Below are 14,333 nucleotides of genomic sequence, written 5' to 3' on the forward strand. Positions count from 1 at the left end.
AGGTTGCATACGCGTTACGCACCCGTACGACGGTGACATTGCTGCCCCCTCGCCTTGCATGTATTAAGCCTGCCGCTAGCGTTCATCCTGAGCCAGGATCAAACTCTCCATTGTAAATTTTGTTGTGCTGTATATCCCGAAAGATATCAGCGAATCTTCTTAAACGAGTATTTCTTACTCTCTTGGTTTATCTCATCATGTCAAAGAACAGGGCCAATCGCGCTTTCTTTTTCCTCTTTTCTCTTTCGCCGTTTGCGATTGGGATTGCAAAGGTAGAAAAAGATTTTAGGGTTGCAATATCACGTCAAAAAAAAACTTCAAAAAACGTAAAGTTCTTCAACCCTTTAAACAAATCAACAGTATTGTACAATTACTCACCTCCTAAGAAGGGATATTTGTAATCAAGTGGGGAAACAAGTGTTTCCTTTATTGCCCGAGGTGATACCCAGCGAAGCAAATTCAGAACCGAACCAGCCTTGTCATTTGTCCCGGAAGAACGTGCTCCTCCGAATGGCTGCTGACCGACAACTGCACCCGTCGGTTTATCATTGATATAGAAATTACCTGCTGCATTCACCAAATGCTCAGAAGCATATTGGATAGCATAGCGGTCGGTTGCGAAGATTGCGCCGGTTAATGCATATGGTGATGTGCTGTCGATAATAGGGATGATTTTTTCGAACTCATTTTCGTCATATACATATACTGTAAGGACAGGCCCAAAGATCTCCTCACAAAGCGTCACGTAATCCGTTTTAGAAGCCTTTATAATAGTTGGCTGAATGAAATAACCTTTGCTCTTATCAAAGTCGCCACCAGCAACGATTTCCGTATCATTATCCTCTTTCGCTTTTGATATATACCCGGCAATTTTATCAAATGCCCTTTCATCAATCACTGCATTAACGAAATTGGAAAAGTCCTCTACTCCACCCATTTTGATTTCTTGCAAATCTGCGAGCATTAGTTCTTTTACTTCCTCCCATAAATTTGAAGGAATGTAAGCCCGCGAAGCTGCGGAACATTTTTGTCCCTGATACTCGAATGCCCCTCGAATAAGGCCGGTTGCTAATGCTTTGGGATCGGCAGATTTATGTGCCAGGACAAAGTCTTTTCCACCTGTCTCCCCAACGATTCTTGGAAACGACTTATAACTTGCGATATTTTCACCAATGGTCTTCCATATCGTCTGAAACACTTTAGTGCTTCCTGTGAAGTGAATTCCGGCAAAATCAGGATGTTTGAATATGACATCTCCTGCAATCGGACCATCAGCTAAAACCATATTGATTACACCATCCGGTAAACCTGCTTCTTTGAACACTTTCATGATCACATTAGCGGAATAAACTTGTGTGAAAGCTGGCTTCCAAATCACAACATTACCCATCAATGCGGGTGCTGCTGGCAAGTTTCCAGCGATCGCTGTAAAGTTGAAAGGCGTTATTGCAAACACAAAACCTTCCAAAGGACGGTATTCCATCCGGTTCCAGACACCATCCGACGATATCGGCTGCTGGCTGTAAATGTCCCGCATGAAGTTGACATTAAGTCGCAGGAAATCAATGATTTCACAAGCTGAATCGATTTCTGCCTGATAAGCATTTTTAGATTGTCCCAACATTGTAGCCGCATTAATTTCACCGCGGTAAGGACCGGCAATCAGATCCGCCGCTTTCAAGAAAATAGCTGCGCGTTGCTCCCAATTGAGCACAGCCCAATTCTTTCTTGCTTCAAGGGCCGCATCAACGGCAAGTTTTACATCCTCCGCAGTTCCTTCATGAAAATGACCTAATAAATGCTGGTGATCATGCGGTGGCGATATTGCACGCTTATTTTGAGAATATATTTCCTGGTCGCCTATGTATTGCGGAATCTCAATGGTTTTCGCCCGCGCTTCTTCGAGGGCTTTTTTCAGTAAATCCCTTTCAGGGCTGCCTGGTGCATAATTTTTTACAGGCTCATTCCTCACTGCGGGAACATTAAAAATACCTAGTGACATATTTATAGTTTGTTAATTATTACAGATCAATTTATAAAACACAGCCTCGGCCCGACAAATTCACTGGCCAATTTCAAAGCCACAAAAAATTTGTAGCTCCTTCCTGGCGGCTTTTTACTTAAATTTGAATTCTCAAGTTTGCACAATAGTTACTGAAATGATATTCTATAGTACAAAAACGGCCAGTATAAAGGCCTCGGCAGAAGAAGCTATCTTCAACAGCCTTCCTGCCGATAACGGGCTTTATATGCCGGAATCTATCCCACAGCTTTCGCCTGATTTTATAGCAAATATTGAAAATAAGACTTTCAATGAGATTGCCATTGAGATAACGCATACCCTATTCGGAAGCGAAATTACAAGAAGCGAGATTGAAACCATCATTCAGAAGGCTTATGATTTCGAAGCGCCTGTTCGGCAGATTAATGAAAAGGACTATGTTTTAGAGCTCTTTCACGGCCCGTCTATGGCCTTTAAAGACTTTGGAGCACGGTTTATGGCTGCTATCATGTCCTATTATTTGCTGCGCTCAAAAAAGGAAATCAAAATACTCGTTGCCACATCAGGCGACACGGGCGGAGCGGTTGCACAAGGATTTTATAAAATTCCCGGAATTTCCGTCACCATTCTTTATCCGAGTGGTAAGGTGAGTGACATTCAGGAAAAACAACTTACTACGCTGGGACATAATGTTTCGGCGATTGAAGTCGATGGCACGTTTGACGATTGCCAGAAATTGGTCAAAGAGGCTTTTCTGGATCCGGAGCTGAATGCTAAATTCAACCTTGCTTCTGCTAATTCTATTAATATCGCTCGGCTGATCCCTCAGTCCTTTTATTATTTTTCAGCCTATGCGCAGTTAAAGAAGCTTGGTAAGCCAGTTGTTTTTGCTGTGCCGAGTGGAAATTTTGGAAATTTGAGCGCCGGGCTTCTGGCCTATCGCATGGGGTTGCCGGTGGAACATTTCGTAGCAGCAACAAATTTGAACAATGCTGTTCCCCGATATCTGGAAAGCGGAACATATGAACCGCTGCCTTCTGTGGAAACCATATCCAATGCAATGGACGTTGGTAACCCCAGCAATTTCGTGAGACTGAAAAGATTTTTCGGTGATGACTGGAAATCGGCGACTGAAAAAGTTTCCGGATTTTATTTTGATGATGAGCAGACCAGAAATGCGATGCGCGAAGTTTTTCAAACTTCCGGATATGTAATGTGCCCACACACCGCAGTCGCTTATCAGGGTCTTGAAAAATATCGGGAGCAGAATACTTCCGACTTTACCGGCGTTTTTCTTTCAACTGCTCATCCTGCCAAATTTATCGAGCTTGTTGAAGAAACTTTGGAAAAACCGATCGAAATACCGGAAAGACTCCGTTCCCTGCTTTCCATTGAAAAAGTAGCTACAAAAATGGATGCCTCGTTTTTCGAATTTAAGAAGCTGCTAATGAATACATTAAATTGATTTTATATCAATATTTGTCGCGTGAGATTTGCTTACAGCAATTCAATCGGATCTAAGTGCGCAAATATCGAAACCAAAAGAGGCAGAAATCTTCGCGATTGCTGCCTCTTTCACTTTTTAACCAAAAATTTCTAATTAATGACGTCTCCCCGTAGAAGTCGGAATCGCTTTCTTGACTCGGCGACAAAAATGCTTCCCGGATATTTTTCCATCAGCTCCTGATAAAGCTTCATCGCAAGATCTTTGTCTTTCAACTTTTCCTGGTAAAGTTTTGCGGAGGCAAACAATGCGTCGTCACCATAAATGTCATGACCATATTTCGTCGTCAGCACTTTCAGGTTTTCCATCGCTTGCTGGTTGCTGTCGAGCTTAATGTAAGTCTTAGCGGTTAGCCAAAGAATTTCATCGGCCAGGCTGTGGTTTTGGTATTTTGTATAAAGCTGTTTTAATGTATCAATGGCCTCATACTTTTTGTTTTGGAATAACAACAGCTCCGCGGACGAATATTGTCTCATAGCAGCTTCCGTACTATCGAGTCCCGTGTTATCCATAATAAGCAGCGACAATTCGTTTGCATCATTGGCGATTTCCCGGGAAGTTGCTTTTTTTAAAATATCGAGCACTGCTTTTGCTAATTCAAACTCTCCTTTGAAATAATGCAGCTTGGCATTTCTAAGCTTGGCTTCGTAACCCAGCAAGTCATCCTTCTGCGATTTCTCGACCTGAGAGTACACCAATGTTGCTTCCCAGGGTTCGCCTTGCAAAAGGTAAATATCGCCCAGGTCAAGCTTACATTTGTCCACAAAATTCTTTTCCTGCTTGCCTGCGTCGATTGCCGTATTGAGTATTTCAATTGCCTTTTTAAAATCATCCATATAGAATGCATTCAGGATCGCCATGTTCCTGAGTGCTTCCACGGTCCGCACATTCACACCGAGTTCATCTACCAGTTGCTGATACTGACCCAGGAGTTTTTGCACTTCGCTGCGCTTGATCGGGTAAGTGTTTTTCACTTGTTCCTCACGCGCGAAAATGGCCATTCTCCGTGCAACCGGATAGAGCTGCCCTTTGGGATATTCCTTCACCAAATGATCGAAGATGGTTCCGGCGTTTGTATAGTCCAGGTTTTGAAGCGCGAGCATTCCAAGGTTATAGAGCCGCGAGCCGTTGTGTTTAAATCGCTTGTCAAGGGAGCGCTCCTGTATGAATGCTTTGTAAAAATCCTTTTTCTGGATCTGGTACCAGATCAGTAATTCATTGTAAAAACCTTCGGCTGGGAATTTTTGGATCTTATCGTAAAGCACTTTTTCCAACAATGCCTGTTCTTTTTCGTCCTTCGTGAAGTCTTGCAGCATATTCTGCACAACCTCAATATTCTGATAACGCATGCCGTAAGAGAGCAGCTCATCGATCATTTGTTCAGGCGCATTCAGGTCACGGTAAACGCTTGCAAGTTCCAGCTGAAATATGTCTGTTCGTTTAGCGCTTTCTCTCGCTTCGATCAGGATTTGCTTGGCCCATTCAGGCTTGTTCATGGCACGGAATTCTTCCGCAAGATCGCGTTTAAGCTCAATCCTCGCGCCGGATGCGGCAATGCTCAGCTCTATCTTTTTCGTGGCCTCCTGAGGCTTTCCCTGGCCTTCCAGAAGCACGGCCCAATACAATTGATACCAGCTCGCATTAGGCGCATCGCTTTTGATCTGCTTCTTGAAAAATTGCTCGCCGTCACCCCATCCCTTTGTCTTAATGATGCAGTTTGTGTAATTCTTAAGCGCATTCTTTTCAAATGTTGTTTTCAAAAAGCCGGCATAGTATGTAAGTGCTTTCGGACAATCATTATTCTTAAAATACTCCTCCGCCATTTCCTTTTCCGACTGCCCGACCGCGGCCGCCCCGGAAAGAAGTAATCCCATCAATACCCAACTCGAAACCTTTTTCATAATAGATAAAAAAAAATTTTCCTTTAGTTATTATCACTTACTAGGTCTGTGGATAAGGGGATAATTACTTTATCCACTGTAGATTAACATAGTTATCCACAGATTGTGAATAACTAAAGGTGTTTATCCACTTAAGCGCTCAGATTTATCAACGTTTAACTTGCTGAATTACAAGTTAGGAATTTAAATGTTCACACTCCAGTGTTGGTAACGTAGGGATCTCAGCATTTAATCTTATCCACATTAACTTAAGTGTATCAACGCGGTGTTAACTTCTGTTTGGATTACATTTACCCACAAAGGCATGGCAATCGATTTTTTATCCACAGATATCCACGCTTATCCACACAATTGTTAACATTTTCGGCCCGTTTACCAACAAAATTTACGGGTTATTAACATAGTTATCCACAGTAAGTGTATAAAGAATCGGGAATTTTTTACTTTGGAAGCGTGACATTTACATCATTCAATTCAAAATTGGCCTTCAAAAGGATTTTGTCAGGGAGATAATAGATTGCTTCAGGCTGTTTATCCTTATCGAGCTCTCCGGTGTCCCAGCGCCGGTTCCTATTGGCATCCAGGGTAACACGAATGTAGTATTTGCCCTGCGGGATGTGAATGAATGTATAGGGGGATGTGTATTGCGTTTCTATGAGCTTGTACTGCTCGTCTACAAGTTCAATAATATAGCGCATTGCCGTGTCGGCGTTGGTGATAGCACCTCTGATTTGGCCATAATTTTCTTCGTTCAGAACCGGATGTTTAATAAGCGTTCTCGATAAAGTATCGCCTTCAACGCTCCGTATACTGCCCTTTGGGAAGTCCCACTTGATGGTGTCTTTTGCAAACGATTTTGCATCAATGGTCAGCATTGTATGTGTGGGATCCCAGCGGTATTTGAATGCATTCAGCGGCTCGTGCGTGAGACTATCAGTGATCAGACTGATGTTTTTATCATCTAAAAACTGGATAGGTTTATTGAAATTCAGTGTGTAAACAAATGTATTTGTAAGCGCTTTATTGCCCTCAGGCTTTGTCGTCATATTAAATGGATCGCGCTGCCGCTCCTTCCCGCTTTGCGTTTGAAATGCAATTTTTTGTTCAAAATCGGTAACGGTTCCCAGTGAATCTGTGACTGTAAGTTTTACCAATGTTGAGTCTGGATGTGGCTGCACATTGAAAAACTTCAAAGCAGCACCGTTTTCCAGCATATAAGGCAATGTGTCGTTATTCATAAACTTCACGTCCACTTTTTCTATTGATTTACTAAAAACGACCGCGTAATTGTTCACTCTGGGAATGGTTCGCTGGATTTTGAGCACTGTATTGTCGGACAGGAACATGTCTATGTTGTAGGAAGCGGAATCAGTCCTGGCCGAAACGGGCTTGCTTAAAAAGCCCATGCGCTCATCTTTGGCATTGTAGAGCATGTTGCGGTTTTTATCGTCGATCGCAATCAGTTTGTAATCCCTTGTCTGAATGTTCTCGATAGAAAAAACGCCGCTGCTGTCGGTGCGGGAGAAATAGTAGGGCTTTTGTTTAACGATATTGAGCGTGTCGCTGAGGTTATAGAGCCCGACCAATGCGTCAAAAATCGGCTTGTTTGTTTTGATGTCTTTCAATATTCCGTACACGCGGCCGGAATCGAGTGTGTTACCTGTGCTGAATACAAGTTTTAGATTTTTCGCCGGGTTTTTCTCTGCAAAATCCCTTATCGCGTCCCCGAAATTCAACGTGTAAGTAGTGCTGTCTTTGAATTCGTTTTTAAAACTCAATGAAACAGACATGCCATTTTGCTTGTAGGAATACGGATTATCCGCCTCTGGCGTAATGATCAGCTTCTGGTTAATGTTGTCTACAACCACGTATTCGTCGAAGAATACTTCGATTTTCTTGCCTTTAAAATTTAATGTTTTGTTCAGCGGGTTGCTTTCCACCAGCGTAGGCGGAATAGAATCTTTTTTTCCACCCGTTGGCGAAACCTGCTGGGCACAGCGACCGAAAATTATCAGGCAAATAATAGCAATGGCAATGGTTCTGATCATTGATTTTTAAAGTTAAAAGGCCCGCAATACAGATAACGCGTATTGAGGGCCCATTCAGATTGTTGTCAGAATTTCAGGTTATTTTTTTGAAACAATGTATATGAGGCTCGATGTATTGAGATGGTCTTTGTCCTGTGCTCTTCCTTTCAAATTGGAAAGAAGTCCCGTTTTCACGCTATCGATATAGTTAATGCTTCCTCCGCTATATTTTGTACTAAGCATGCCGACGTAGAACGAATCAAACCACATAGGAAGAATGTTTTTGATCTCCAAATTGTGCTTATGAAGCAGCGTTTTCATCGTTCCCTTGGTGAAGTGATACAAATGCCTGGGGACGTCATAGGCAGCCCAAAACCGGCCGTATTTTACCGCGTCAAATGATTGTGGGTTAGGAACGGCAATCAGAATTTTGCCATTCGGGCTAAGGTGTTTGTAAAGCCATTCAATGGTTTCATTCAGCAAATGCACATGCTCGAGGACATGCCACATGGTAATAATATCAAATGTTTGGTAAGTCAGTTCACCGGCGTTGATTGTTTCATATATATCAGCGCCTGCCCGCTTCTGTGCCAATGTTCTTGCTCCCGGATCCGGTTCCGTTCCGGAGATCCGCCAGCCATCTTTTGCCATCGCTGTGAGAAAAACACCCGTCCCGCAGCCCACATCCAGCATGTTTCCTTTTGATGGATAAAAACTGTCGATCAATTCTACTTTCTGTTTGATCGTCCGATTCCTTACGGCGGTATAGGCTTTCGAAATCAGGTTGGTCTTCTCTTCGTCATGGTGCGAGATGTAGTCTTCCGATTGGTAATAAGCTCCTATTTCAGCTTCCGAAGGACGTGGGTTCGTGAATAGAAAATAGCATGCGTTGCATTGCTGGATCGTAAACTCTTTATGAGAAACCGTATAATCCTCAACATTCAAATAGTTGTTGAAGCTTGATTTCTCGCAAACCGGGCATTTTTGAAGTGTTTCTAATGGCATCAGCGTCCTATGAAAAGCATTAATACAGAAATGTCGGAAGGGCTCACACCACTGATTCGGGAAGCTTGTCCGATGGTTTGCGGACGCGTCCTTTTCAATTTTTCGCGGCCTTCAAATGAAAGCGAGGTAACCACATCATAATTGAAATTCTCAATAATGTTCAGGTTTTCCAGCTTATTCATTTTCTCAACCAGCAGCATTTCTTTTTCAATATAACTGTCGTATTTCAGATTGATCTCGGCCTGATGGATCGAGTCTTTTCCAAATTTTTCGAGCAAGGTCTCCACAACCGGACTCGCTTCGGTAAGCTGATCAATAGAAATTTGTGGCCTTCTCAGAAGTTGAGCGAGTGAGATTTTTTCACGCAATGCAGCCGTACCAATCGTTTCCAATGTCGGGTTAATCTCTTCTGGCGTCAATTTGGTGGCGGAGAATGCAGCGATAATCTCTGCTACTTCGCCTTTTTTTCTATTGACATTATTAAGCCTTTCCTGACTTGCCAGTCCAAGGTTAAAGCCCTTTTCAGTAAGTCGAATGTCCGCGTTATCCTGTCTCAGCAACGTGCGATACTCAGCACGCGATGTAAACATTCTGTATGGTTCCTCTGTGCCTTTATTAATTAAGTCGTCAATCAAAACACCAATGTATGCTTCGGATCTTTTCAAGACGAATGGTTCTAGCTCATGTACATTTTGGTGAGCATTGATGCCCGCCATCAATCCTTGGCAGGCGGCTTCTTCATAGCCCGTCGTGCCGTTAATCTGTCCTGCGAAAAAGAGGTTTTGGATCAAATGGGTTTCCAGCGTTGATTTCAATTGCGTCGGTGGAAAGTAATCGTACTCGATTGCATAACCCGGACGGAACATTTTCGCATTCTCAAATCCCGGGATCTTCCGAAGCGCAGCATATTGTACATCCTCTGGCAAGGAAGTCGAAAAGCCATTTACATAAACCTCCACTGTGTCCCACCCTTCCGGCTCTACGAAAATCTGGTGGCGGTCTTTATCTGCAAACCGATTGATTTTATCTTCAACAGATGGACAGTAACGTGGCCCAATTCCTTTAATCCTGCCTGAAAACATAGGCGATTTTTCAAACCCTGTTCTCAAAATTTCATGAACTTCTGTATTGGTGTAAGTAATCCAGCAGCTGCGTTGCTTCGCAAGAGGCTTCGTATCCGAGTAAGAGAACTTAGATGGATTCTCATCGCCAGGTTGCTCTTCCATTTTGGAATAATCAAGCGAGCGTCCGTCCACGCGTGGAGGGGTTCCGGTTTTCATTCGGCCCGCTTCGAAGCCTAATGTTACGAGTTGCTCAGTGATCCCGGTCGCTGCTTTTTCACCTGTGCGTCCGCCGCCAAAGTTTTTCTCTCCTATATGGATGAGTCCGTTCAGGAACGTGCCGTTTGTAAGCACTACGGATTTGGAATGTATTTCAATGCCAAGGCTAGTTTTCACGCCGCAGGCTTTGCCGTCCTTAATAATAATCGCTTTCGCTGTGTCCTGCCAGAAGTCAACATTCGGATTATTCTCCAAAACATTCCGCCATTCTGTTGCGAACATAGCCCGGTCGCTCTGACATCTCGGGCTCCACATAGCTGGGCCTTTTGACAAATTGAGCATCCGGAATTGGATCATTGTTTTGTCACTAATGATTCCCGACTGTCCGCCAAGCGCGTCGATCTCACGAACGATCTGCCCTTTCGCCACGCCGCCCATTGCAGGGTTGCAAGACATTTGGGCAATCGTATGCATATTCATCGTAATCAGTAGAACGGAAGAGCCCATCGTTGCCGCAGCCGCAGCTGCTTCACAACCCGCATGGCCTGCTCCTACCACGATTACATCATATTCTTGAAACATAATTCATTTACTTATTAAACCACTTTAATTAAAGTGTTCCACGTGGAAATTTAACTAGAACAGCAAAAGATACTGATCCTCTTTGGCTCGCATGGCCGCTTTTAGCTTTTCATCCGTATCGTCATAACCCATTAAATGCAGCAAACCGTGTATCAAAACCCTTCGCATTTCAGTTTCGAAATCAGCCTGAAATGTTGCAGCATTCTCTTTCACCCGATCAACACTGATATAAATATCACCCTCGATTACATTGTCTTCCTCACTATTGTCAAACGTAATAATGTCGGTAAAATAGTCGTGGTCGAGATATTGTTTATTGATTTCAAGGAGATAATCGTCATCACAGAAAATGTAGTTCAAATCTGCAATTTCATAACCCTCTGATATTGAGGTGTTTTTGATCCACTTTTTCGTTTTAACCGGGCGTAATAGGTCGAAATCGACGTTTTCGGTGAAGAAATTAAGCATACTGGGTGATAAAATATTACAAACATACTAAACTATCCCGTTAAGATCAGTTTAGCCGGTGGCTGCGCCTTGAACAACTTGCTTAAAAATTGTTAAAACGCAGTCACCGGAATGTTCACAACAAACTGTCGGGATAATCAGTTCTTAGCCTGATACTTGCGGAAGTAAGTGTCCACTTCCCTTTTGTAGAATGGAGAAAATGTAGGCGGAATGGTCCGCAGCAGTTCGGTCTGCTTCTCTTTGTCACGAATGTATTTCTCGAATGCCGCAGGTGGTTGTCTTGGCAATTGTTTCGCACTTTGGGCTTTGCGCTGCTCGTCCTCATCCTGCTCTTTCATTGCTTTTTCAGATTCCAGCAAGCGCGTTGTAATTTCCTGATTGCGTTTGATAAGTTCGGGCGTAATGCGTTTGTTAACGAGATCAGTTTCCGTCTCATCCATTTTCTCAGCAATTTCCTGCAACTCTTTGCTCATTTGTTTTCCAACCTCCGTGCCCTTCTGCGACTCCATCAGGTCCTGGATCATCTTCCGGATCATCGCTTGTTCAGCAGCCATTCTGGCGAGCTTCTCGGAATTATTTCCTTGTCCCTCCTTGCCTTCGCCGAGCTTCTTCATTTCGCCATTGAGCTTATCCTGCATTTCGCCCATGCCTTTTTGCTCGCCTTTCTGCTTTCCTTTTTTGCCCTTACCACTTCCCGGCATCGCCATGGCCATTTGCTGTTGCATCTGGTTGAAAACGTCACTTAACATTAAAGCCAGGTTATTCATCGAGGTCATAGCAAACTGTTGCTTGGAAGTCGCAAGATTGATCTGGCGATCCTTAATGCTCTTCACGCTTTCGTCCATGTAAGACTTCATATCATTAAGCTCGCGCGTGATGAAGGACTGGATTTGGATCACCCGATTCGCAAGCGCATAAAGGCTGTCTTCCACGATTTTTGCATCATCTTTCAATTTCAATTGCTGCTGACCCAATTTTATAAACCGCGGATCCTGCAAGCTCACACCGCGGAAATCTTTCATCAATGTTTCCTGGTCAAAAGAAAGTGTTATTAAATTTTCCAGAATGTCGCGCAATGCATCCAGGTTTTCCTGCATTTGTTCCATTTCTGCAGCTTCCATCGCTTCCTGCATCGACTCTGACATTTTCTTCATTGACTTAGCTGCCTTTTTCTGCGATTCAGACGCTTTTTGATTCTGCTGCTTGTCAAGTTGCTTCTTCCCTTCTTCCATTTGCTCAGAAGCGTTCTTTTGCTCCTCCTTCTGTGTGTCCAACGGCTGTTCAAGCTCTTCGCTCAATTTCTCAGCCTCTTCCGCGTCTTCCTGCGCTTTTTTGAACTCGTCCTGAATTTTTTCCTGCTCTTTTTTTAGCTCCTCGTTTTTGCCCTTTTTATCGTCCGAATTTTTATTCTTGTCATTTTCCTGGCTTTTATCCGCAAGCTGGTCTTCCTTATCCGCCAGTTCATTCAGTTTTTCAGTCAGATTTTCCATTTTCTGTTCAAGCTGCATTTGCTTGAAAAGCTTCATGGTGCGTTCCAGCTCTTTTTCGAGATTATTTTCCTTGTTTTTTAGCTTTTCCATCATGCTCGACATGCGGTCGCTTTGCTTTTGTTCCAGCAATTTTTTCAATTCCTGGTAAAGCTTTTCCGTGTCCTTATCCATCAGCTCGTTCATGAGCTTTTGAAGCTGGTCCAGCTTGTTTTGTAATTCCGGACTTTGCTGATTGAACTGCTTCGACTTTTCGTTGGCATTCTGGTTCTTTTCCTGCAAAGCCTGCAATTCTTTCATCAATTCCTCACGCTTTTTGAGCACTTCCTCAATCTGCTTTTGCTCCTTGAAATCGAGTTCCTTGTTGCTCTTCAGCTTATTATCCAGATTCGTTAAATCCTTCTGCAAGCTCTGCGCCTTTTTCATAGCAGACTGCATTTGATCTTCCGTCTCTTTCTCAGACTTCTTGATCTCAGCTTCCAACTGATCTTTGGAAGGAACAGTAAACTGAATCGACCGCGATTTGGCGCTTTTTGGGCCGTTCACGCCATCATTATCCCAAACCTGGGCATAATACTCGATCTTATCACCCGGAGCCAGTTTGAGGCTATCTACATACCATTGGAAATAAAAGCTCTGCGTGTTAACCGTTTTGTTAAACGGAACAGGAATTCCTTTTGCTGGGCCAGCTTCTTTCTGATCCGCCCTTTTGACAGAATAGAACATTTTCAGCTGCGAAAAGCCATAATCGTCGCTGATCGAGCCGCCTAAAACCAAATAATTATAAAGTGTCGTATCCTGGAAATTTTCGAGGTTAAGGACTGGGAATTTATCTGGAACAACATTGATGAAATAGCCGATTTTGTCCGAATTCGTTGTCTCATCATTTTGCAGATTAACCTGATATTGCGAGGAGCGTTTCACCGTTTTCCTGATCTCAAAACGGTCTCCTTCCTTGCCTTTCGCACTGTATAATGCTGAATCATCATCAAATTTGATAACGAGTGATTTGGTTGAAGAGGTGTTAAAATTCCACTCCACAGTCGTTCCTTCCGGCACAGAAAGGTTTCCAACATTATTCAAACCTTCCGCAGGCTTGTTCAAATAAGCCGGATAATGCAGGTTTACGTCAAAAGAAAGCAGCGAAGGACGCTCCGCCACATTGATCCTGTATTCTTCGGAAGTAAATCCAGCAGCGTCAAACGAGAATTTAACGTCTCTTTGTAGGTTTTTGAATGTGTAGGAATAAGTCTGGTTACCATCATTGTTTAGCTTAAATCTCGAACCATTCTGGACCAGATAAGCGGCAGTAGGCAGTGCTTCGCCTTTCAATTTCAGTTTTAATACAAAATCCTCATTTCGAAATGCTTTCAATGATTTGTTTTCCAAAACAAATGAAAACGGAGCATAAGTGTAATTTTTTTGAAAGTGAATGATCCTGTCTGAGCTGGACGAGAAAAATGATGGGTTAAAAAGCAAGATCGCCGCAATGGCTGCAAGCGGATAAATGGCGTATTTAATGCGCTTTTTATTTTCATTAAAACGAATGGCGTCGGAAAATTTGACAATGAGCAACTGGCCGGATTTCTGGCGAATGCTGGCTTCAATGAGGTCGGATTGCGTGCCGGTTAAGCCTCTTAATTGCAATGTATTTACGAGCTTATCCCCTATTTCCGGAAAATACTCACCGATCTGTAATGCTGCCTGCTCGTCCGAAATAGGCTTTTTAAGCCCGGAAAGATGGATTATGGGCTGGATTACCCATTGGAAAAATGAAAAAACAAGCACCGCCAAAAATCCAAAGAACAATGTTCCCCGAACCCCAGAGCTGAAACGCCCGAAATATTCGATTGTATTGAAGAAAAGGAAAACGGTCAGCAGCAGTCCGGCAGAGAAAATGATGCCTTTTAGCAGTTGATTTTGATAATATTTTTGACGGTATTCTTGGATGCGGTGCAAAAGGCCTTCCATTGCCGGGGTAAATGCAGCCATATATGAGTGTCGTTATATCTGATGGAATTTTTATAACGTATCTCAGAGGTAAAAATTACGATCCGCCTGGCTACGTATAAAACAA

Annotated in this window: 8 protein-coding genes and 1 rRNA gene; 1 reads left to right on the forward strand and 8 read right to left on the reverse strand. The window is 43.2% G+C overall.

The genetic code is table 11. The features are described 5' to 3' along the window. Positions 1-114, reverse strand: a 16S ribosomal RNA gene (locus L0659_RS25915); the annotation flags it as partial. Between the two features lie 256 nt (positions 115-370). Further along, a complete protein-coding gene (gene pruA / locus L0659_RS25920; RefSeq protein ID WP_235129525.1) occupies positions 371-2,002 on the reverse strand; it encodes an L-glutamate gamma-semialdehyde dehydrogenase in 1,632 nt (543 codons plus the stop codon). 157 nt (positions 2,003-2,159) lie between these two features. Between pruA and thrC the strand changes: the two genes are divergently transcribed. Further along, positions 2,160-3,467 (forward strand): threonine synthase, encoded by a 1,308-nt coding sequence (gene thrC, locus L0659_RS25925; protein ID WP_235129526.1) that lies wholly within the window; start codon positions 2,160-2,162, stop codon positions 3,465-3,467. A 131-nt stretch (positions 3,468-3,598) separates the two neighbouring features. On the opposite strand, the gene L0659_RS25930 is transcribed toward thrC, so the two are convergent. The 6 genes from L0659_RS25930 to L0659_RS25955 form a co-directional block, all read right to left on the reverse strand. Beyond that, positions 3,599-5,407: a tetratricopeptide repeat protein gene (locus tag L0659_RS25930; protein WP_235129527.1), complete on the reverse strand. Its 1,809-nt coding sequence runs from the start codon at positions 5,405-5,407 to the stop codon at positions 3,599-3,601. 440 nt (positions 5,408-5,847) lie between these two features. After that, complete coding sequence (locus L0659_RS25935) at positions 5,848-7,455, reverse strand: Ig-like domain-containing domain (RefSeq protein ID WP_235129528.1); 1,608 nt, start codon at positions 7,453-7,455, stop codon at positions 5,848-5,850. 78 nt (positions 7,456-7,533) lie between these two features. Next, positions 7,534-8,439: a class I SAM-dependent methyltransferase gene (locus tag L0659_RS25940; protein ID WP_235129529.1), complete on the reverse strand. Its 906-nt coding sequence runs from the start codon at positions 8,437-8,439 to the stop codon at positions 7,534-7,536. After that, positions 8,439-10,301, reverse strand: a complete 1,863-nt coding sequence (gene mnmG, locus L0659_RS25945; protein ID WP_235129530.1) for a tRNA uridine-5-carboxymethylaminomethyl(34) synthesis enzyme MnmG — start codon at positions 10,299-10,301, stop codon at positions 8,439-8,441. Before mnmG ends, L0659_RS25940 begins: the two co-directional genes overlap by 1 nt. A 54-nt stretch (positions 10,302-10,355) precedes the next feature. Next, on the reverse strand, positions 10,356-10,769 hold the full coding sequence (ybeY, locus tag L0659_RS25950) for an rRNA maturation RNase YbeY (RefSeq protein WP_235129531.1): 414 nt from the start codon (positions 10,767-10,769) through the stop codon (positions 10,356-10,358). A 137-nt stretch (positions 10,770-10,906) separates the two neighbouring features. Beyond that, entirely contained in the window at positions 10,907-14,227 is a 3,321-nt protein-coding gene (locus tag L0659_RS25955) for a DUF4175 family protein (RefSeq protein WP_235129570.1), read from the reverse strand. Positions 14,228-14,333: the final 106 nt, after the last annotated feature.

Source organism: Dyadobacter sp. CY347 (assembly GCF_021502655.1).
In the GTDB taxonomy this organism is placed as follows: Bacteria; Bacteroidota; Bacteroidia; order Cytophagales; family Spirosomataceae; genus Dyadobacter.

What these genes read in the sequence shown, in the direction of transcription:
- pruA (WP_235129525.1), bottom strand. Translation starts at nt 2,002, where the DNA reads ATGTCACTAGGTATTTTTAATGTTCCCGCAGTGAGGAATGAGCCTGTA.
- thrC (WP_235129526.1), top strand. Translation starts at nt 2,160, where the DNA reads ATGATATTCTATAGTACAAAAACGGCCAGTATAAAGGCCTCGGCAGAA.
- L0659_RS25930 (WP_235129527.1), bottom strand. Translation starts at nt 5,407, where the DNA reads ATGAAAAAGGTTTCGAGTTGGGTATTGATGGGATTACTTCTTTCCGGG.
- L0659_RS25935 (WP_235129528.1), bottom strand. Translation starts at nt 7,455, where the DNA reads ATGATCAGAACCATTGCCATTGCTATTATTTGCCTGATAATTTTCGGT.
- L0659_RS25940 (WP_235129529.1), bottom strand. Translation starts at nt 8,439, where the DNA reads ATGCCATTAGAAACACTTCAAAAATGCCCGGTTTGCGAGAAATCAAGC.
- mnmG (WP_235129530.1), bottom strand. Translation starts at nt 10,301, where the DNA reads ATGTTTCAAGAATATGATGTAATCGTGGTAGGAGCAGGCCATGCGGGT.
- ybeY (WP_235129531.1), bottom strand. Translation starts at nt 10,769, where the DNA reads ATGCTTAATTTCTTCACCGAAAACGTCGATTTCGACCTATTACGCCCG.
- L0659_RS25955 (WP_235129570.1), bottom strand. Translation starts at nt 14,227, where the DNA reads ATGGAAGGCCTTTTGCACCGCATCCAAGAATACCGTCAAAAATATTAT.